Annotated in this window: 16 protein-coding genes; 7 read left to right on the top strand and 9 right to left on the bottom strand. The window is 65.4% G+C overall.

All coding sequences use genetic code 11. The features are described from left to right. Positions 1-207: 207 nt before the first annotated feature. The 5 genes from Q2941_RS21675 to Q2941_RS21655 form a co-directional block, all read right to left on the bottom strand. On the bottom strand, positions 208-978 hold the full coding sequence (locus tag Q2941_RS21675) for a TIGR02186 family protein (protein WP_027521461.1): 771 nt from the start codon (positions 976-978) through the stop codon (positions 208-210). Beyond that, on the bottom strand, positions 978-1895 hold the full coding sequence (locus Q2941_RS21670; protein ID WP_027521460.1) for a sulfite exporter TauE/SafE family protein: 918 nt from the start codon (positions 1893-1895) through the stop codon (positions 978-980). The genes Q2941_RS21675 and Q2941_RS21670 overlap by 1 nt, the downstream gene beginning before the upstream one ends. Before the next feature lie 190 nt (positions 1896-2085). Next, positions 2086-2889, bottom strand: a complete 804-nt coding sequence (locus Q2941_RS21665; protein WP_458193661.1) for a COG3904 family protein — start codon at positions 2887-2889, stop codon at positions 2086-2088. Positions 2890-3201: 312 nt separating this feature from the next. Further along, the gene (locus tag Q2941_RS21660) at positions 3202-6582 is read right to left on the bottom strand and encodes a tetratricopeptide repeat protein (protein WP_458193660.1); all 3381 of its coding nucleotides are present in this window, start codon (positions 6580-6582) and stop codon (positions 3202-3204) included. Between the two features lie 424 nt (positions 6583-7006). Next, positions 7007-7594 (bottom strand): PadR family transcriptional regulator, encoded by a 588-nt coding sequence (locus Q2941_RS21655; RefSeq protein ID WP_027521457.1) that lies wholly within the window; start codon positions 7592-7594, stop codon positions 7007-7009. 183 nt (positions 7595-7777) lie between these two features. Here Q2941_RS21655 and Q2941_RS21650 point away from each other — a divergent pair, with 183 nt between their 5' ends. The 4 genes from Q2941_RS21650 to Q2941_RS21635 all read left to right on the top strand — a co-directional run bounded on the left by Q2941_RS21650 (position 7778) and on the right by Q2941_RS21635 (position 13739). Then, complete coding sequence (locus Q2941_RS21650; protein ID WP_027521456.1) at positions 7778-8182, top strand: nuclear transport factor 2-like protein; 405 nt, start codon at positions 7778-7780, stop codon at positions 8180-8182. A 133-nt stretch (positions 8183-8315) separates the two neighbouring features. Then, positions 8316-10106, top strand: a complete 1791-nt coding sequence (locus tag Q2941_RS21645) for an acyl-CoA dehydrogenase C-terminal domain-containing protein (protein ID WP_254109252.1) — start codon at positions 8316-8318, stop codon at positions 10104-10106. A gap of 55 nt (positions 10107-10161) precedes the next feature. After that, positions 10162-11370, top strand: coding sequence for an acetyl-CoA C-acetyltransferase (locus tag Q2941_RS21640; protein ID WP_027521454.1), 1209 nt, complete (start codon positions 10162-10164; stop codon positions 11368-11370). 155 nt (positions 11371-11525) lie between these two features. Further along, positions 11526-13739: an FAD-dependent oxidoreductase gene (locus Q2941_RS21635; protein ID WP_027521453.1), complete on the top strand. Its 2214-nt coding sequence runs from the start codon at positions 11526-11528 to the stop codon at positions 13737-13739. Positions 13740-13812: 73 nt separating this feature from the next. On the opposite strand, the gene Q2941_RS21630 is transcribed toward Q2941_RS21635, so the two are convergent. From Q2941_RS21630 to gstA, 3 genes are all read right to left on the bottom strand, one after another. Then, complete coding sequence (locus tag Q2941_RS21630) at positions 13813-14157, bottom strand: hypothetical protein (protein ID WP_458193659.1); 345 nt, start codon at positions 14155-14157, stop codon at positions 13813-13815. A 394-nt stretch (positions 14158-14551) separates the two neighbouring features. Then, the gene (locus Q2941_RS21625; protein WP_458193658.1) at positions 14552-14860 is read right to left on the bottom strand and encodes a hypothetical protein; all 309 of its coding nucleotides are present in this window, start codon (positions 14858-14860) and stop codon (positions 14552-14554) included. 231 nt (positions 14861-15091) lie between these two features. After that, positions 15092-15706: a glutathione transferase GstA gene (gstA, locus tag Q2941_RS21620; protein WP_458193657.1), complete on the bottom strand. Its 615-nt coding sequence runs from the start codon at positions 15704-15706 to the stop codon at positions 15092-15094. A 125-nt stretch (positions 15707-15831) separates the two neighbouring features. Here gstA and Q2941_RS21615 point away from each other — a divergent pair, with 125 nt between their 5' ends. From Q2941_RS21615 to Q2941_RS21605, 3 genes are all read left to right on the top strand, one after another. Continuing rightward, positions 15832-16320 (top strand): MarR family winged helix-turn-helix transcriptional regulator, encoded by a 489-nt coding sequence (locus tag Q2941_RS21615; RefSeq protein WP_027521449.1) that lies wholly within the window; start codon positions 15832-15834, stop codon positions 16318-16320. A 97-nt stretch (positions 16321-16417) separates the two neighbouring features. Continuing rightward, complete coding sequence (locus tag Q2941_RS21610) at positions 16418-17788, top strand: glutamate--cysteine ligase (protein WP_027521448.1); 1371 nt, start codon at positions 16418-16420, stop codon at positions 17786-17788. Between the two features lie 108 nt (positions 17789-17896). After that, positions 17897-18499 carry a PAN domain-containing protein gene (locus tag Q2941_RS21605; RefSeq protein WP_254109248.1) on the top strand — a complete coding sequence of 201 codons (603 nt, stop codon included), beginning with the start codon at positions 17897-17899 and terminating at the stop codon, positions 18497-18499. 124 nt (positions 18500-18623) lie between these two features. Here Q2941_RS21605 and Q2941_RS21600 read toward each other — a convergent pair whose 3' ends face one another. After that, a complete protein-coding gene (locus Q2941_RS21600; RefSeq protein ID WP_458193656.1) occupies positions 18624-19190 on the bottom strand; it encodes a nucleotidyltransferase family protein in 567 nt (188 codons plus the stop codon). Between the last annotated feature and the right edge of the window lie 74 nt (positions 19191-19264).

Here is a 19264-nt window from a genome sequence, read left to right as displayed (position 1 = left end):
TGTTGTCACTGCGAACAGCGAAGGCGAGCTGCTCCCCCAACGTCGTCCTGGCGAAGGCCAGGACCCATTACCCCGACTTCGAGTTGTTGCGGCAAGCCGTGGCCACCGCGTTTTCTAACAACAACAGCCTGTGGTAATGGGTCCTGGCTTTCGCCAGGACGACTCCGAGATATTGGTGTCCACCTGCGCCCATAACGAGCGCCCGCCTCAATCCTTCCTGAACACGATCGACGCCGCCCAGCCGCACATCAGCGCCAGCGCGGCCGTCACCAGCCCATACGCCAATCCGTTCTGCCGCGCGCTGGTGGCGACGAACTGCTCGAAGCCGACCTTGACGATCTCGAACGCCGTCTCGGTCTTGGTCACGAGCGCGCCGTTCGCGAACAGTTTGATTTCGACCTCATAGGTTCCGATCGGCACTTCCGCGGGCAGCGGAATGCCGGTGCGGAACAGCGTCGGCGTCAGGAACGTCACCGCCGACGGATCCTCGCGGTAGAGCCCGCGCTGCGTGCGCAGGCGGATGAAGGCGCTGCGGAACGCGTCGTCCGGCACCACGTCGGCATAGTCGGTGCCGACGCGCTGGGTCAGCAGCACGTTGTTGAGCCCGATCTGCTGGCGCCGCGCGATCTCGGGCGAGGTGATCTGGTCGAAGGGGCGATTGGCGAACAGCGCGAGATAGCTCGGCACCTGCAAGAATTGCCGGTAGTCGGTGTTGATCCAGATGCCGAACTTTCGTTCCTTGCGGCGCGTCACCATGTCCGCGCGCGGGCCCAGCACGGTGACGACGAGATCGTAGGCATTGCGATTCGCAGGCGTTGCCGCATCCCTCTCCACCGAGCCGAACAGCACCAGCTCCTCGCCGGAATAGTTCGGCGTCACGGTGACGCGGTGGTTGGAGACCGACACGATCAGCCGCTCGGCCCGCGCGGCGCCGCCGAGCAAAAGCATCAGGAGGGCAGCGATGATTGCGCGCGCGATCATCCCGTCACTCCGATCTCGCGGATGGTGAAGAGGTCTTCGGGACGGAGCACGAGCTCGACGGCGAAGCGCAGGCCGACGGCGAGGATGAGCAGGCCCAGGAGCAGCCGCAACTGCTCGCCGCGGATCTTCTGCCCGGCGCGTGCGCCGAACTGCGCGCCGGTGACGCCGCCGACCATCAGGATCAGCGCCAGCACCGCATCGACCAGATGATTGGTCATCGCATGCAGCATGGTCGCGACCAGCATGGTGACCAGCGTCAGGATCATCGACGTGCCGATCACCGTCGAGGTCGGCACCCGCAACAGATAGATCATGATCGGCACCAGGATGAAGCCGCCGCCGATGCCCATGATGGCGCCGATGAAGCCGATGATGATGCCGACCACGACCACGGGGATCACCGACAGATAGATCTTCGAGCGCTTGAAGCGCATCTTCAGCGGCAGGCCATGGATCCAGTTGTGCGTGCGCCGCGGCGGGACAGTGCCGCGCCGCGTCCGCATCATCGCGCGCAGGCCTTCCGAGAACATCAGGCTGCCCACGGTCGTGAGCAGCACGACGTAGGAGAGCGCGATCATCAAATCGAGCTGGCCGAGCGCGCGCAGCTGCGTGAAGGTCCAAACCCCGAGCGCGGTGCCCGTCACGCCGCCACATAACAGCACGGTCGCGAGCGCCGGGTCGATCGCGCGCCGCCGCCAATAGGAGATCGCGCCGGAAAAGGACGAAGCCGCGATGTGGCTCGCGACGGAAGCGACCGCGACCGCCGGTGCAATGCCGACGAAGATCAGCAGCGGCGTCATCAAGAATCCGCCGCCGATCCCGAACATGCCCGAGACGAAACCGACCGCGGCGCCCATCGCGAGCACCAGGAACACATTGACCGGCAGATCAGCGATGGGGAGGTAAAGCTGCATCGGGCACGTTCCGGCGAGACGGATCGGATTGCGGAATGCTCGCGGGAAGGCGGAACGATTGCCGCGTCCCTCATTAGCCGAATTTGGCGCGCGGAGGGACAAGGAATTTTCCGGCGTGCGGCGTTTTCGCCCGTGGTCCGATCAGGACCACCCGGCATGGTGAATAGTTCAGATTAACGCGAGCCGATCCTCAGGGCTTGCCGACGGGATCAGTGATCAAATTCATCGCCAGGGCGTGGTCGGGCGCGAGCCAGCGCACGTCCCTGGTTTGTGACATGGCCTCGACGATCGAGGAGGAGACACCCATGCGCGTCACGTAGCCGAGCACTGCGCCGGCCGTGCGCTGGGCGTCGGCGACGGGGTCGCTGACTGCGGCTGTGTTCACGAACCGATGAACCCCGAGTGCCGATCCTTCGACGCCATAGCGGATCTTGCCGCCGGCATAGACGAGCACGCAGGCGCTGGCGCAATAGGCCGGCCGTACCCGGCCCGAGGCGTCGGCGACACCGACGGCGGTCGAAAGCCCGCGCGCGCGGATCGCCTCGCCCATGATGACGGCCTGGTTGAGGTTGCCGCCCGGCGAGGACAACAGGACTAGATCGCCGGGGACGAGATGCGCATCATCCAGCCGGTCACGCAGCCAGTTCGCGGCTGCCGGCCCGATCTCGCCGCTGACGGCGAGTGCGCGCCGGCCGCGCGCGGCGCCGCCGAGATCGACATTGGCGATGACGGCCGAGCTCAGGCTCGGCGAGACATACTGGTCTCTCCAGTAGGCCCAGGCCTCGGGCCGCGACACGTCGCGATAGGCACGGATGAGCACACCTGACGACAGGAGCAGGAAGATGACAACCGACCAGAACAGCCGCCTGCGCGCCGGCAGGGGCACCGGCCCCTCGACTGTCAGCCGTCGGGCTGCCGCGCGCGGAGGTGCGATACGCGGACCGGTGGGAGAGCTGCGGAAGGAGCTTTCCTCCCGGCGATCAGTCTCGGACAAGGCGACCTCTTGCTGCTGGATACCGCGCGCGGGTGTCCCGCAGTTCTACACGGCATCAGCAGCGAGGTATAGGACGGCGCAACCGCAGGTCGCGAGAGGATTTCGCCTTAGAACGGGGTGAGATTGCCAACCACGAGGGACGTGCGCTCCCTCTCCCGCTTGCGGGAGAGGGTTGGGGTGAGGGTGTCGCCACAATCGAGACTCCCAATGTGGAGACAGCCCCCACCCGGCGCTTCGCGCCGACCTCCCCCGCAAGCGGGAGAGGTGCAGCGAGTCTGTGGCAAGATCGAGCTAACTAAATTTCTTGATGCGCTAATGCACCAGCAAGGCCTGACGCTTGGTCGCGACAGGCTTGGGCGCGGGCTTGGCGCTGGCCTGCGCCGGGGCGCTGTCCCAGCCGCCGGCGGGCGTTGCGACGTTGACGGCATCATCCGGCTGCGGCTCGGCGCTGAACGTCTGGATTGCGAGCTTGGCAGCGGCGAGCGACTGCGGGTCGAGGCGCTTGGCAACGTCGTCGCGCTTGGTCGCCGCATCGGAGTCGCCCTGGGCTGCGGCGAGGCTGAACCATTTGTAGGATTCGGCAAGGTTCTGTTCGACGCCGATGCCACGGGCATAGAGGATGCCGAGATTGTACTGGCTGTCGGCGACGCCGCGATCGGCGGCCTTGCGGAACCACTGCGACGCGCTCTTGTAGTTGGCGCCGCGTCCGCCGCCGTCGGCGTCGAGCACCGCGAGATTGTGCATAGCCTTGGCATTGCCGCGCTCGGCGGCCTGCGTGTAGTAGCGGCGGGCGATGTCGGCGTCTCTCTTCACGCCGAGGCCCTTCTCATAGAGCGTGCCGAGCCGGAAGGTCGCGAGCACCACGCCGGCCTGCGCCGCGCGGTCATACCATTTGACTGCTTCCTCGTAATTCGCAGCCACGCCTTTGCCTTCGGCGAAGCGTACGCCGATCTCATAGGCCGCGGTCGCATCACCCTTCATCGCGGCGGCGCGCAGCACCGGACCGCCGATGCCGTCGGCCAGCCGCTCGCTCGGCGGCACCTGGACGGTGCCGAGCCGCGCGCGCGACGGCGTCGTCGGGATCGCGCCGGTGATGTCGCTATTTCCAGCCACCGCCGGTGGGGGCGGGATCTCGACCGACGCGGCGCTGCCGGAGCTCGCGGGAGCGGCATTGTTCAGGGATTGCCGGCCGAGCGGGGTCGGCGAGGTCATCGACGGCGTGACCTGCTCGGGCACGGCGGGCTTCGCGCTGTTCTCGGCGGGGGCAGGGGCTTGCGGCGCGGGCGCGCTTGCGGGGGTCTCCATCGCCGGCACCGGTGGAGTGCTGCCGCCGCCCTCGAGCAGGTTCATCGCCATCTTGAAGGTGCCGAGCACGATCACGACCACGCTTGCGCCGACCAGCAGCGAGCGGATCTTCGAGGTGATGGTCGAGCCTTCCTTGCCCTTGTCCAGGGCAGCGCCGCCTGCGGCAGCCTTGCCGCCACGGCCGGGCTTCTCGGGCTGCGCGGCGGCCGCCTGTGCGGCCCTGCGTGCGGCGGCGATGAAGCTCGACGACGACACCGGCTCCTTTGGCGGGGCGGGAATTTCGCTGATCGCGCTTTCGGACGCGGCAATGCGCTCCGACGGCGTGGCGGCGCGTCCGCTCGGCCGCGTGCCCGGCTCCAGCGGATGATCCGGCGGCAGCTCCGGTGCGATCGCAGCGCGCGCAGGCGCGGCATGCGGCTCCAGGATTTCGCTGATCGCGCGCGGCGGCACGGGCGCTGTGACTTGCGGTGCCGCCGGGACCGGCGGCGGAGCAGCCGGCGTTGCGGCGTGGAATTCGCGCGGTGCGGCGACGAAGGCCGCCTGCGCTGCGGCCGGATTGGGCAGATCGGGCTTGATGTCGGCTCTGGGCGGCTGCGTCGGCATTGCGCTGCGCGCCGGTTCGGCCGGCATCGCCGGTGCTGCGAAGGCCTGCGGCGCGGCCTGAGGTGGCGCGCTGCGCACCGCGCGCAGGTCGCCCTCGATCATCGAAAGGCGATCGACGACATGACCGAGCGTGCTGTGCACCGCGTCGAGCGAGTCCTGCGTGTGGCGGTTGGTCTCGGCCTGGCTGAAGCGGATGTCGGAGAGCTCGCGCTTGACGAGATCGACCACGCCGGAATCGGAAGCCGGCGCCGAGCTGCGGCTCTCGGCGAGCGCGGCATAGGTCGCCTGCTGCCGCTCCAGATGCCGCAGGATGTCGTGCAGGCCGTCTTCGACGCGGCTCAGATTGCCGTTGCGCGGATCGGAGGCAACCTCGATCCGCTCCAGGAGATACGACACGCGCTGCTCGAGATGCGCGAAGGTGGAGGCGGAGTCGCCGCCGACCTGCATGCGGTCGAAGCGATCGGACAGCGCGCGGATCGCGTTCTCCAGATGCTCGGTGCTTTGGGACGGCGCAGGCTGCTCGCGCGTCTCCAGCGCCGCGGTGAGCGCGGCGATGCGCTGCTCCAGCACCGCAAAACTGTCGCCGCTGGGGGCGGAGGCGCGGCTGATCTGGTCGACCTTGGACGACAGCAGCTGCACGTCCTCTGAAAGCCGTGCCAGCGCCTCGTTGGAGGCGACGTTGGAGACGATGCCGCGCAGCGCCGAGATCGCGCCTTCGAGCTGCTGCACCGTGCCGGGATCGTCATTGGCGCGCAGGATCAGGTCGAGCTTGCCGCCGAGATTGCGGATCGCCTCGTCATAGCCGGTGAGCTGCTCGGCCGGCGTCAGCGTGCGCAGCACCTGCTTGATCTCGGACAGCGCGTGCTCGACGCCGGCGAGCGCCTGGCCGTCGGTGCTGGAGGTGCGCGTCTCATCAATGCGACGATGCAGCGAGCGGATCTCGTTTTCGATCGATTCGATCGCGCGGCGCGGCATCGCCTCGGTGATGACGTGGCGGATCTCCGCAAGCTCGTTGCGGAACGCCGTGATCGACTGCTCGATGTGATCGGGGCGCTGCAGCGCCTCGATCTGGCTGGTGATCTTGAGGAGATGCCGTTCGAGCGCGGAGAAGTCGGAGCTCGGCTGCGGAGGCGGCGGCGCGTAGGCGGGGGCAGGGGGCGCCAACGGGGGAGACATTGCGGGAGCCATCGGCGCGGCGGGCGCAATCGAAGGCGCCGCGCGCGGCGGCATCTGCCGGGGCGCAAAGCTGTCGAGCTCGTTCTGCCGCGCGCTGATTTCGGCCACCGCAACGTCGAGCGAGGCGGGGCTGAGCGGCGGCGAGTTGCGATAGACCTGTGCTGCCGCGCGCTCGACCACCTCGGCCTGGCGCTGGCGCGTCTCGACCGGAGCGGGCCGCGATGCCTGCGCCTGCGGCCGCGAGATCTGCGACAGCCGCGCGTCCAACCGCGAGATCGCATCGTTCAGCTGACGCGCGACGCCCTGCTCGCGCGACGTGTCTTGGCGCGGCGCGGGCTTCGAGATGCGCTCGATCTGCTGGGTGATCGCATCCAGCCGCTGGTGGATGTCGGCGACGTCGCGGCTTTCCTGACTCGGTGCCAGGTGTGGGGCCTGCGGGGCTTGCGGGCGCTGCTCGTAAGGTCCGCGGAAGTTCGGCGGGATGGTGTCGCCGAGGGTGGAGTTCAGCCAATCGTTGAGTGACATGCCGGCACGGCGCGCGGCTGCTTCGGCCCGCTCCCTGACGGATGGATCGATGCCGTCAACACTCCACGATACGCGCGAATTCATGACTTCTGTCCGGTTCCGACTTCGGCACCCCACCCGATGCCTCCAGCTTTCCCGCGCGTCCCAGTTGCAGAGACAATTCCATTCGGCGCGGGTCGTCTGCCTCAAAAACCGACTTTTCTCTGTTACGGTAAATAACGGGTTAAGGAAGCCGTCGCCGCTGTCTTAAAGTTGGGCGCAGGGAACAGGAGTGGCGCATTGTCGGTGCGCTCCCTCTCCTGCTTGCGGGAGAGGTTGTTCGAGCCCGCGGCTCGCTCCCGATTTGCCACATTCACCGGTGTCATGCCCCGCGAAGGCGGGGCGTCCAGTACGCCGCGGCCTATTCGATTCGATCATGACCGTCTCGGAGTACTGGATCGCCCGGTCAAGCCGGGCGATGACGGCGGAGTGGCTGGCGGCGGCATTGCCTCGTGTCACGCTTGGTTGCTCAGCCCTTCTCGCGCTTGCCCTCGTCGATCGGCACCACGGTGCCGCGCGCGTTCATGGTCGACAGCGCCTCGAGCGCTTCCTCGCAGAAGTCGGCCACCATCTGCTCGTGCCGGGCGCCGAGGCGGAGCAGCAGCAAATTGCCGAGGTCGAGCACGCCCGACGCCTCTCCGTCCGGAAAGCGCTTCTTCAGGATGCGCTCGTAATTGGCATGGCGGTCGCGGTGATGCTCCAGGCGGGCCATCAAATCGGTGCGCAGGGGCTCGATGTCGATGCTGTCGAGGGCATGGAGGCGGACGAGCAGGTCATCCTTGGTCGAGGCCGGGGTGCTCGGGCGCGCGGCCCAGTGCCGCAGCGCTGTTCGTCCCTCCTCGGTAAGCGTATAAACCAGCTTGTTGGGCTTGCCGGACTGCACGACCTCGCGGCCCTGGATGTAGCCGCGGTCGCGCAGCTTGGAGAGCTCGCGATAGATCTGCTGGTGGTCGGCCTTCCAGAAGAAGCCGATCGAGGAGTCGAAAGTCTTGGCGAGCTCGTAGCCCGTCATCGGACGTTCCGTCAGGCATGCGAGGATTGCGTCGCCCAGCGCCATGACACGGCTCCCTTAAGACGTACCCGACCAATTGACTTGACTTTATGCATATCCACGCATATGCGTCAATGTGCATATGACGGTCGGCCTGTTGCCCAGCCGGCGTCGGCCTTCGCGCTACTTTGCATGGGGTTGTTTTCAAGCTTTTTGCCAACGCCTTTTATCAAAGGAGGCACCCTGAGAATGACCGGCCTCGATTCCTGGTACGGCTACATGAAGTCCCAAGAGCACGCTGGAGACCGCGCTGCGGCGCGCGCCGAACTGTGGGACCTGCTTCATCCCGACGCCGTCTTCGAAAGTCCCGTCGTGCACACGCCGCAGCGCGGGCGCGACATCACCTTCAAATATCTGTCGAGCGCCGAGACGGTGCTTGGCGGCCCCAGCTTCCGTTATGTCGGCGAGTGGAAGAGCGCGAGCGGCGCCGTGCTCGAATTCAAGACAGAGATCGACGGCATCGAGATCAACGGCGTCGACATCATCACCTTCGATAACGAGGGCCGCATCACGCATTTCAAGGTGATGGTGCGTCCGCTCAAGGCCATCAACATGCTGCACCGCCTGATGGCGGAGCAGCTCGCAGCCCAGTGAGGCTTTCGCCGAACTGCGTGCTCGATACCACCTGCCCTGAGGTTGCAGAAACCGCTAGACTCGCGACTAGGACTGCGCCGCAGGGCATTTTAAAGAATACCACCACTTAACGGCTCCATGCCGGGAGAACGCCATGCCGATCTACAAAGCCCCCGTCGAAGACGTGAACTTCCTCTTCAACGACGTCTTCCAGATCGACCGCTACGACAATCTGCCCGGCTTCTCCGACGCATCGAGCGATGTGCGCGAGGCGATCCTGGGCGAAGCCGCCAAGCTCGCCGAAGAGGTGCTGCAGCCGCTCAACCGCGTCGGCGATCTCGAAGGCTGCAAGCGCGCTGACGACGGCAGCGTCACCACGCCGAAGGGTTTCAAGGACGCCTTCAAGCAGCTCGCCGAAGGCGGCTGGCTCGGCCTCTCCGTGCCGACCGAATATGGCGGGCAGGGCCTGCCGGTGGCGTTGAGCCAGGCGGTCAACGAATTCCAGTGCTCGGCCAACATGGCTTTCGCGATGTATGGCGGCCTGACCATGGGCGCGACCGCGGCGCTGCTCGTGCACGGCAGCCCCGAGCAGAAGAAGACTTACGTGCCGAAGATGGTGGCGGGTGAATGGACCGGCACCATGAACCTGACCGAGCCGCATTGCGGCACCGACCTCGGCATGCTCCGCACCAAGGCGGTGCGCCAGGCCGACGGCAGCTTCAAGATCACGGGCACGAAGATCTTCATCTCGGCCGGCGAGCATGATCTTGCTGGCAACATCATTCACCTCGTGCTGGCCCGTATCGAGGGCGCGCCCGCCGGCATCAAGGGCGTCTCGCTGTTCGTGGTGCCGAAATTCCTGGTCAATGCCGACGGCTCCGTCGGCGCGCGCAATGGGGTGGTCTGCGGCTCGATCGAGCACAAGATGGGCATCCACGGCAATTCCACCTGTGTGATGAACTACGACAACGCCACCGGGTGGCTGATTGGCGAAGAGAACAAGGGCATGCAGGGCATGTTCGTGATGATGAACGAGGCCCGCCTCGGCGTCGCAGTGCAGGGTCTCGCGCAGTCCGAGGTCGCCTATCAGAACGCGGTTGCCTATGCGCGCGAGCGCATCCAGGGCCGCGCGCTCACCGGTACAAAGGCGCCGGACAAGGCGGCCGACCCGATCATCGTGCATCCCGATGTGCGCCGCACGCTGCTGTCCATCCGCGCCTTCAATGAAGCCGCGCGCGCCTTCGTGGTGTGGACTGCCTTGAAGAGCGATGTCGCCCACCGCTCCGAGGATCCCAAGGACCGCCAGGCCGCCGACGATCACATGGGCCTGATGACGCCGGTGCTGAAGGGCTTCCTCACCGACTACGGTTTTGCCAACGCCGTGCAGGCGCAGCAGATGTATGGCGGCCACGGCTACATCGCCGAGCAGGGCATGGAGCAGTTCGTGCGCGATGCCCGCATCGCCATGATCTATGAAGGCGCCAACGGCATCCAGGCGCTCGACCTCGTCGGCCGCAAGCTGCCGCGCGACGGCGGCCGCGCCATCATGGCGTTCTTCGGCGAGGTCGGAGCCTTTGCCAAGGAGAACGGCGGCGACGAGGCGCTGAAGCCTTTTGTCGCGCCGCTCTCGACCGCGCTCGGCCATCTCCAGCAGGCCACCACCTGGCTGATGCAGAACGCGATGGCGAAGCCGGACAATGCCGGTGCCGCCGCAACCGATTACCTGCATCTCTTCGGCTTCGTCGCGCTCGGCTACATGTGGGCGCGGATGGCGAAAGTCACGCAGGCCAAGATTGCCGAGTCCGGGTCCACGCCCTATCTCTCGACCAAGCTCGTTACCGGCCGTTTCTTCATGGAGCGGATGCTGCCGGAGACCGCGGCCAATCTCGCGCGCATCCAGGCCGGCTGCGCCACCGTCATGGAACTGCCGGCGGAAGCATTTTAAGCCCGCTTCCGTCGCCAGGTCCCAATCGCATTGAACATCACATCAGGAGGGCGTCATGCCTGAGGCATTCATCTACGACCACGTTCGCACACCGCGCGGCCGCGGCAAGCCGGACGGCGCGCTGCACGAGGTCACGGCGTTGGCGCTCGCCACCGTGCCGCTGCAGGCGCTGAAGGAGCGCAACAACCTGCCCGTGGACTCCGTCGATGACGTCGTGCTCGGCGTGGTCGATCCCGTCGGCGAGGCCGGCAGCGACATCGCGCGCTTCGCGGCGCTCAAAGCCGGCCTCGGCGAAGCCGTCCCCGGCGTGCAGATCAGCCGCTTCTGTGCCTCCGGCCTCGATGCCGTGAACTTCGCTGCTGCCCAGGTCATGAGCGGCCAGCATGAGCTGGTGATCGGCGGCGGCGCCGAATCCATGAGCCGCGTCGGCATCGGCGCGTCCGGCGGTGCATGGCCGATGGATCCCTCGATGGCAGTGCCGGCCTATTTCATGCCGCAGGGCGTCTCGGCCGATCTGATCGCCACGAAGTACGGCTTCTCCCGCGACGACGTCGACGCCTATGCCGTGCAGAGCCAGCAGCGTGCCGGCAAGGCCTGGGACGAAGGCCGCTTCAACAAGTCGGTGGTGCCGGTGAAGGACATCAACGGCCTCACCATCCTCGCCAAGGACGAGCATATGCGGCCCACCACGACCATGCAGTCGTTGGCGCAGCTGCAGCCGTCCTTCACCATGATGGCGCAGATGGGCGGCTTCGACGCGGTGGCGGTCCAGTCGCATCCGGAGATCGAGCGCGTCAATTACGTGCACCATGCCGGCAACTCTTCCGGCATCGTCGACGGTGCCGGCGCCGTGCTGCTCGGCAGCAAGGAGGCGGGTGCGAAATACGGCATGAAGCCGCGCGCAAAGATCCGCGCCTTCGCCAATATCGGCTCGGAGCCGGCGATGATGCTGACCGGTCCGGTCGACGTCACCGAAAAGCTGTTTGCGCGTTCGGGCATGAAGAAGTCGGACATCGACCTGTTCGAGCTCAACGAGGCCTTTGCTTCCGTCGTGCTGCGCTACATCCAGGCCTTCGAGATCGACAACGCCAGGATCAACGTCAATGGCGGCGCGATCGCACTCGGCCATCCCCTCGGCGCAACCGGTGCGATGATCCTGGGCACCGTGCTCGACGAGCTCGAGCGCACCAACAAGTCGACCGCGCTGGTGACGCTGTGCATCGGCGGCGGCATGGGTACCGCGACCATCATCGAGCGGGTGTAACGAGCTGCCGTAGGGTGGGCAAAGCGAAGCGTGCCCACCACTGATGTCTCCGCGAATGATGGTGGGCACGGCGCAAGAGCGCCTTTGCCCACCCTACGAGATCACAGTCAACCGCCGCGCCGAAAGACTGGCTGCGGCACCGAGGAGCAACCAACATGGCTTACAAGAACTTCAAGGTTGAGACCGACGCCGACGGCATCGCGCTCGTCACCTGGGACATCCCGGGCCGTTCGATGAACGTGCTCGACGAGACCTCGACCAGCGAGCTCGATGCGATCGTGAAAGAGACCACCGCGGATGACGCGGTGAAGGGCGTCGTCATCACCTCCAGCAAGGAGGCGTTCTGCGCCGGCGCCGATCTGTCGATGCTCGAGGGCATGAACCAGGCCTACGCCAAGGTCTTCAAGGAGCAGGGCGAGACGGCCGCGAACCAGATGCTGTTCGACCAGAGCCGCCGCTTCTCGCAGGTGCTGCGTTCGATCGAGACCTCCGGCAAGCCGTGGGCGGCCGCGATCAATGGCCTCGCGCTCGGCGGCGGCTTCGAGATCACGCTGTGCTGCCACTATCGCGTGGCGGCGGAGAATCCCAAGACGCGTCTCGGCCTGCCCGAGGTCAAGGTCGGCCTGTTCCCCGGCGCCGGCGGTACGCAGCGCGTGCCGCGCCTGGTGCCGCCGCAGGACGCGATGACCATCCTGCTGAAGGGCGATCCCGTCGCGCTCGACAAGGCCAAGCAACTCAACCTGATCCACGCCATCGTTCCCGCGGCCGATCTCATCAAGGCGGCAAAGGACTGGATCAAGGGCGGCGGCAAGGCGGTCGCGCCCTGGGACGAGAAGGGCTTCAAGCTGCCCGGTGGCCCGGTGTTCTCCAAGAACGGCATGATGATGTTCCCAGCGGGCAATGCCATCTACCGCCGCGAGACCTACGACAACTATCCGGCCGCGCGAGCGATCATGAGCTGCGTCTATGAGGGCCTGCAGTTGCCGATCGACGCCGCGTTGCGCGTCGAGTCGCGCTACTTCACCTCGGTGCTGCGCTCCAAGGAAGCGGCTGCGATGATCCGCAGCCTGTTCCTGTCGATGCAGGAGCTCAACAAGGGCGCGCGCCGTCCGAAGGACGTGCCGCCGACCAAGGTGAAGAAGATCGCCGTGATCGGCGCCGGCTTCATGGGCGCCAGCGTCGGCTACGTCTCGGCCCGCGCCGGTCTCGACGTCGTCCTGATCGACCGCGACCAGGAGAGCGCCGACAAGGGCAAGGCGCATGCGCAGAAGGTGATTGAGGAGCAGATCAAGAAGGGCCGCGCCAAGCCCACGGATGCCGAAGCGCTGCTCGCGCGCATCACGCCGACCGCTGATTATGCTGCGCTGAAGGACGTCGACCTCGTCATCGAGGCGGTGTTCGAGGATCGCAAGGTCAAGGCGGAAACGTTCGCCAAGGCGCAGGAGTATCTGAAGTCCGACGTAATCTTCGCGTCGAACACGTCCACGCTGCCGATCACCTCGCTCGCCGAGAGCTTCAATGACCAGGGCAAGTTCGTCGGCATCCACTTCTTCTCGCCGGTCGAGAAGATGATGCTGGTCGAGATCATTCTCGGCAAGAACACCGGTGACGTCGCGCTGGCGACCGCGCTCGACTACGTCCGCACCATCGGCAAGACGCCGATCGTCGTGAACGACAGCCGCGGCTTCTTCGCCAACCGTTGCGTCGGCCGCTATGTCGCCGAAGGCAACGAGATGTTCCTCGAAGGCGTCCCGCCGGCGATGATCGAGAATTGCGCCAAGATGGCGGGCATGCCGGTCGGCCCGCTCTCGCTGTCCGACGAAGTCGCGCTCGACCTCGGTCTGAAGATCATGAAGGCGACGGAAGCTGATCTCGGCCCCAACGCCATCAACCCCGATCAGAAGAAGCTGATGGTGGAGATGGTCGAGAAGCAGGGCCGGCTTGGCCGCAAAAACAGCAAGGGCTTCTACGACTATCCGGAGAAGGGCAAGGGTCAGAAGAGCCTGTGGCCGGGGCTGTCGGCGCTCCAGCCCAAGCAGCTCGATCCTGATACGCTCGACGTCGAGGAGCTGAAGCAGCGCTTCCTGGTGGTGCAGGCGGTGGAGGCCGCGCGCACGGTGGAGGATCACGTCATCACTGATCCGCGCGAGGCGGACGTCGGCTCGATCCTCGGCTTCGGCTTCGCGCCGTTCACCGGCGGCACGCTGTCCTACATCGACTTCATGGGCACGAAGAAGTTCGTCGAGCTCTGCCACAAGCTGGAAGCCAAATACGGCTCCCGCTTCACGCCGCCCAAACTGCTCGAGGAGATGGCGGCGAAGGGCGAGACCTTCTACGGGCGCTTCGCGCCGAAGAAATCGGCGGCGTAAGACTCCGCTGTCGCTATGTAGTGAAAAGGCCGGATCACCGATCCGGCCTTTTTTTGGTTTTCGACCTGCGCGTTCATTCCAGGCAGTCTTCCGGATAGAGCGCATGACCGGAGACGCGTTCATCGCCCTTGCTGGCGGTCCAGCTGCCCTTGTTGCCGCGCGCAACGCGCACCTCGAAATGCCAGTCGTTCTGGTTGGTGAACGCGATCTCCGCGCCGTCCTTCCGTTCGGTGTATGTGCAGCGATATTCGGTGGGCCGATCGGGAAACACGATCTGGCCCTCTCTGCTCTCGAACGCGGCGCTGGTCATCCCCGGGTGAAGCGTGAAGACACAGTCGCGTTGCGGCGCGACAGGTTGCGACAGTAGCAGCATGGCGAGGTACGTCCCGGAGGACGTCATGAATACGATCAGGTTCATCAGTGGATATTCTCGCGTGAGGATGTTCAGCCCTTGGTCGCTGCGACGGATCATGCAGTTCGCGGCATCGATGCGATTTTTGCGTGCAACTGCTGCCTGGCACCCCGCGTCAGGTGCCATCACGCATCCGCGATGACACACTCCGGCCGCGCCGCGTCCGCAGGGACGCCACGCCCACGGCGTACTGGCACCGCTCTTGCTACCGTTCCCACCAGCAAGCCGGTAAGGCGACGATCAGCAATGAAGGTGTCCCCCAATGAACTCACTGGTGTCCCAAAAGAGTGCGGCCGGCATCGCGCTCCAATTCACGCCCCTGTCCTTTGTGAGTGGCCTGCTGACGCGCCGAAAGTCCTTGCGTCAGCGCCGCAAGGTTCCGTCCTGGGCGGGATTGACGCTACTCGTACTGGTCGCGGATATTCTTCTGGCGGTGTTTGCCTGGAAGGCCGTCGACTTCGTCCTCCATTGAGTGTTTCCCCCGGTGCAGGTGGAACGTCGCCAGCAGATAGGCGAGCTGGCTGACGACGAGGCACCCGACGATCACGGACACACCGGCGAAAAACTCAAAGCCCGCGGACTGAAGAGCGATCGCGGACACGACCGCGACCAACGGCGAAGCCAGCGCCAGCGCCCAGACCCGGAACAACAGACCTGTCGCCAGTCCGACGACCAGGCTCGCAAGCAGGAGGGTGACGGCAACGGTCACAGTTCCAATTCCACTTCACCAACGCCCCCTGCAATCGATAGTTGGCCAACCCGGTCGCTCACGCAACAATGGTGTTACGCACGCCGTTCACAAGGCCGGTTATTATTAACTGCGACAATGCTGTTCAATTGCTCCCGACGCGGCTCGCCTGCAAACGAGCAATCCAACGAACAAAAAAGAAGAGCCGGATCACTGATCCGGCTCCTTGTCACTGAACCTCGATCGACGGTCTCACGCCGCCTGCGCGAGCCCTTCGCGCTTCAGTGCTTCCTGCACCTTCGGCCGCGCGGCGACGCGGGCCTTGTAGGCGAGGAGGTTCGGCATCGCCGAGAGGTCGAACTTCATCCGCTCGGCCCAGGTCAGCATGGTGAAGAGATAGCCGTCGGCGACCGTGAACTGCTTGCCCATGAGGTAGTCGCGTCCGGCGAGCTCACCGTCGATATATTTCAGCTTGCCCATCACGCGGTCCTTGAAGAAGGCCTTGGCATCGTCGGCCAGCACCGGCGAGAACTGCGGGCCAAAGCTCTTGTGTACCTCCGAGGTGAGGAAGTTCAGCCACTCCAGCAGCTTGTAGCGCTCGGAACTGTCGCGTGCAGGCGCCAGGCTTTTGGCCGAGGCCTGATCGGCGATCATCTGGACAATGACTGGGCCTTCGGTCACGATCTCACCGCTATCGAGGCTAAGCGCCGGCACTTGGCCCTTCGGGTTGACCTTCAGATAATCCTCACCGTTTTCGAGCTTCTTGGCGCGGATATCGACCTTGACGAGTTCGTAGGGCAGGTCGGCTTCCAGGAGGGCGATGTGGGGGGACAACGAGCACGCTCCCGGCGAGTAATAGAGCTTCATGGAATTTTCTCCTGCCGATGGTTGGTTGGGGCGAAAGAACGCCTACATGCATCTGCATGGAATAGTCAAGATTGATGCAGGTGCATCAAGTGCGCTAAGAACAGGCTACACACTTGAGCGGGACCATGAAACGCAGACCATCGACCGAGGCGACGTCCGCCTGGATCCGCCTGATGCGGGTGCAGAGCCGCGTGCTCGACTGCGTGGAGCAGGACCTGAAGAAGGCCGGTTTCCCGCCGCTCGCCTGGTATGATGCGCTTCTCGAGCTGTCGCGCGCGCCGTCGGGCGAGCTGCGCCCCGTGGAGCTCGAGCGCCAGATGCTGATCCCGCAATATTCGACCTCGCGGTTGATCGACCGCCTGGTCGACGAGGGCCTCGCCGTGCGCCGCGAATGCAAGATCGACAAGCGCGGCCAGTTCGTCGAGATCACCGAAGCCGGTCGCGAGTTGCAGAAGCGGATGTGGGGAGCCTATTCCGCCGCAATCGAGAAGTATGTCGGCTCAAAACTGTCCGATGCGGATGCCGTCAAGCTCAGCGGTCTGCTCGACCGTCTCGGTTGCTCCTGCGGCGAGATGAAGCTGCCGGTCGCCAACGAAAGCACACCGTTGCGATGACTCCGCAGCAAACCAACATGTCCGCGCAACCGGTTGGTTCGCGGACCATCCCTGTCACCCGCGCGTTCGGTCGAAGCGCTTTTGATTAGAGTTTGATATGGCGCGAGACCAGATCGATATGACGCCGCTGCAGTCACGCGACGAGCTCGTCGCGTGGTTCGAGGCCGGCTGCAAGCCGCTCGACGACTTCCGCATCGGCACCGAGCATGAGAAGACGCCGTTCACGCTCGAAGGCCGCCGCCCGGTTCCTTACGAGGGTGCGCGCGGCATCGGCGCGCTGCTCGAAGGCATGAAGCTCCTGCTCGGCTGGGAGCCGATCATGGAGAAGGGCAACATCATCGGCCTCTACGACGTTACCGGCGGCGGCGCGATCTCGCTCGAACCCGGCGGGCAGTTCGAATTGTCCGGCGCGCCGGTCGAGACCGTGCACCAGACGCAGAGCGAGCTGATGGCGCATCTGGCGCAGGTGCGGGAGATCGCGACCCCGCTCGGCATCGGCTTCCTTGGCCTTGGCATGACGCCGTCCTGGTCGCGCGCCGACATTCCGGTGATGCCGAAAGGCCGCTACAAGATCATGACCAACTACATGCCGAAGGTCGGCAAATACGGCCTCGACATGATGTACCGCACCTGCACGGTGCAGACCAATCTCGACTTCTCCTCCGAAGCGGACATGGTCAAGAAGCTCCGCGTCTCGCTTGCGCTTCAGCCGGTCGCAACTGCCCTGTTTGCCAATTCGCCGTTCACCGAAGGCAAGCCCAACGGCTTCCTGTCCTTCCGCTCGGAAATCTGGCGCGACACCGACAATGCACGCTCCGGCATGCTGCCTTTCGCGTTCGAGGACGGCATGGGCTTTGAGCGCTATGTCGACTATGCGCTCGACGTGCCCATGTATTTCGTCAAGCGCGGCGAGGACTACATCGACGTCTCGGGCTCCTCCTTCCGCGCCTTCTTCGACGGCCGCAACAACAACCTTCCCGGCGAGCGGCCGACGCTGTCGGACTGGGCCAATCATCTCTCGACCATCTTCCCGGAGGTGCGGCTGAAGCGTTACCTCGAGATGCGCGGCTCCGACGGGGGTCCGTGGGGCCGGCTGCCGGCGCTGTCGGCGTTCTGGGTCGGGCTGCTCTATGACAACGTCTCGCTCGATGCCGCCTGGGATCTGGTGAAGCACTGGAGCGCGCATGAGCGCCAGGCGCTGCGCGACGATGTGCCGCGCTTCGGCTTCAAGGCCCGGATCAAGGACCGCTATCTCTTCGAGATTGCCAAGGAATGCCTGGTGCTGGCCCATGCCGGCCTGCGCCGCCGTGGCCGGATCGACCAGCTCGGCCGGGATGAGACCCGCCATCTGGAGCCACTGGACCGCATCATCGATTGCGGACGGACCCCGGCCGAGGAGATGCTGGAGAAATTTCACGGCGCCTGGAAGGAATCCGTGGAACCGGCCTACGAGGACTACGCGTTCTAGTTCAGCCGGACGAGCGGCGCGCCGCCGTTCATCGCCCGTACAGGTTTGCGGCGATCAAATGACCGGCTGAAAAATCCAAGCGCGTTCAATAACTCGAAAGCTGTTCTAATGGGGAAAGGCCGCCTGCCAGGGGCCTTGATGGCAAAGGTCATGGCAAGAGCCGTGACGAGGGTCGTGGCACAGGGTATGGCGTGGGTCATGCTGCTGGCAGTCCTGCCTACCATCGTGCCGGCGAGTGCCCAGACCGCATTCGACCGGCCCGGCGGCGACTATTTCAACACGCCCGTTGCGTCAGGCGATCCCGAGGACTGCGCGCTGCTGTGCGAGCGCGACCGGCGCTGCCGATCCTGGAGCTTCAGCTATCCCGACGTCGAGGGCGCGCCTGCGGTGTGCTGGCTGAAGAACACCGTGCCGCCGCGCAGCCCGGCGAATTGCTGCATCTCCGGCGTCCGCGGCGCGGGCGTGATCGAGCCGCGCGTCGAGGGTGTCGAGACGTCGATCGATCGTCCCGGCGGGGACCTGCGCAATTTCGAACTGAAGGTCGACGAAGGCGAGGACGCCTGCAAGGCCGCCTGCGTCGCCGACAACAAGTGCCGCGCCTTCACCTTCGCGCGCCCCGGTTATACCGGGCGCGCCGCGAAATGCTTCCTGAAGAAGGAAATCAAGCCGCCACGCAGGAAGGCGGGGTTTACGTCGGGCGTGGTCAGGTAGGGATACTCTCGCGCCCCGGGCGCAGTGCAGCACGCAGTGATGCGCTGCTGAACCGGGGCCCACGTCGCTGGGTCCCGGCTCTGCGTCGCGTCACTGCGTGCCGCGCCGCGTCCGGACACGAGACCTACTCCGCCGCAATGATCGCGATCTCCGGCCATAGCGATTTCCATCGCTGAGTTTTCGCCGCGTAGTTCGTCGCGGAGAAATTCGCGCCCGGATTGGGACGCGCGATCAACCCCGCGACGTCGTCGAACCCGTGCGGCGCATAGACGTCGTAGCGATCGCCTGCACGCCGGATGCCGATCTGTGTGTTCTGCGTCAGGAAACGGTCGATGCCGTCGGTCGAACAGGTCAGCGGCGGATAGGGCAGGCCGTGCTTGTCGGGGTACCACAGATGCACGCGCGCCTGGTTGCGCGCTTCGATCTTCGCGCCGAGATGCGCAAGGCTGGCGTCCAGCTTGCGGATCACCGCGTCTTCCGCTTCCCACGAGGTGTCAGGGTCGAAATAGAACACGTCGTAGTCGGCGATGCCGTGATCGATCGCGCGGCCCGTGATCACGTTCCACGCCGTCTGCACCAGGCATCCCGACACCAGCCAGGCATCCGGCAGCGCAAGCTGCGCGAGCGCGTCGGTGATCGCGACGTTGACGGGATTGCGCAGCGCCAATGCGAGGAATTCGTCGCGGGTCATCGGGAATCGTAGAGTGGGCAAAGGCGCGCACTTCGCGCGTCGTGCCCACCATCTCTCCAGGATTGCGACAGAAG

The sequence above is a fragment of the Bradyrhizobium sp. UFLA05-153 genome, from assembly GCF_054185185.1.
The sequence above is the reverse complement of the archived record's forward strand: the minus strand, read 5'-3'. Positions and strand labels throughout refer to the sequence as shown.

Excerpts from the sequence above, each read along its gene's own strand:
- Q2941_RS21600 (WP_458193656.1), bottom strand. The coding sequence starts at position 19,190 with ATGACCCGCGACGAATTCCTCGCATTGGCGCTGCGCAATCCCGTCAAC.
- Q2941_RS21640 (WP_027521454.1), top strand. The coding sequence starts at position 10,162 with ATGCCTGAGGCATTCATCTACGACCACGTTCGCACACCGCGCGGCCGC.
- Q2941_RS21630 (WP_458193659.1), bottom strand. The coding sequence starts at position 14,157 with ATGAACCTGATCGTATTCATGACGTCCTCCGGGACGTACCTCGCCATG.
- Q2941_RS21615 (WP_027521449.1), top strand. The coding sequence starts at position 15,832 with ATGAAACGCAGACCATCGACCGAGGCGACGTCCGCCTGGATCCGCCTG.
- Q2941_RS21660 (WP_458193660.1), bottom strand. The coding sequence starts at position 6,582 with ATGAATTCGCGCGTATCGTGGAGTGTTGACGGCATCGATCCATCCGTC.
- Q2941_RS21635 (WP_027521453.1), top strand. The coding sequence starts at position 11,526 with ATGGCTTACAAGAACTTCAAGGTTGAGACCGACGCCGACGGCATCGCG.
- Q2941_RS21670 (WP_027521460.1), bottom strand. The coding sequence starts at position 1,895 with ATGCAGCTTTACCTCCCCATCGCTGATCTGCCGGTCAATGTGTTCCTG.
- Q2941_RS21655 (WP_027521457.1), bottom strand. The coding sequence starts at position 7,594 with ATGGCGCTGGGCGACGCAATCCTCGCATGCCTGACGGAACGTCCGATG.
- gstA (WP_458193657.1), bottom strand. The coding sequence starts at position 15,706 with ATGAAGCTCTATTACTCGCCGGGAGCGTGCTCGTTGTCCCCCCACATC.
- Q2941_RS21610 (WP_027521448.1), top strand. The coding sequence starts at position 16,418 with ATGGCGCGAGACCAGATCGATATGACGCCGCTGCAGTCACGCGACGAG.
- Q2941_RS21650 (WP_027521456.1), top strand. The coding sequence starts at position 7,778 with ATGACCGGCCTCGATTCCTGGTACGGCTACATGAAGTCCCAAGAGCAC.
- Q2941_RS21605 (WP_254109248.1), top strand. The coding sequence starts at position 17,897 with ATGGGGAAAGGCCGCCTGCCAGGGGCCTTGATGGCAAAGGTCATGGCA.
- Q2941_RS21645 (WP_254109252.1), top strand. The coding sequence starts at position 8,316 with ATGCCGATCTACAAAGCCCCCGTCGAAGACGTGAACTTCCTCTTCAAC.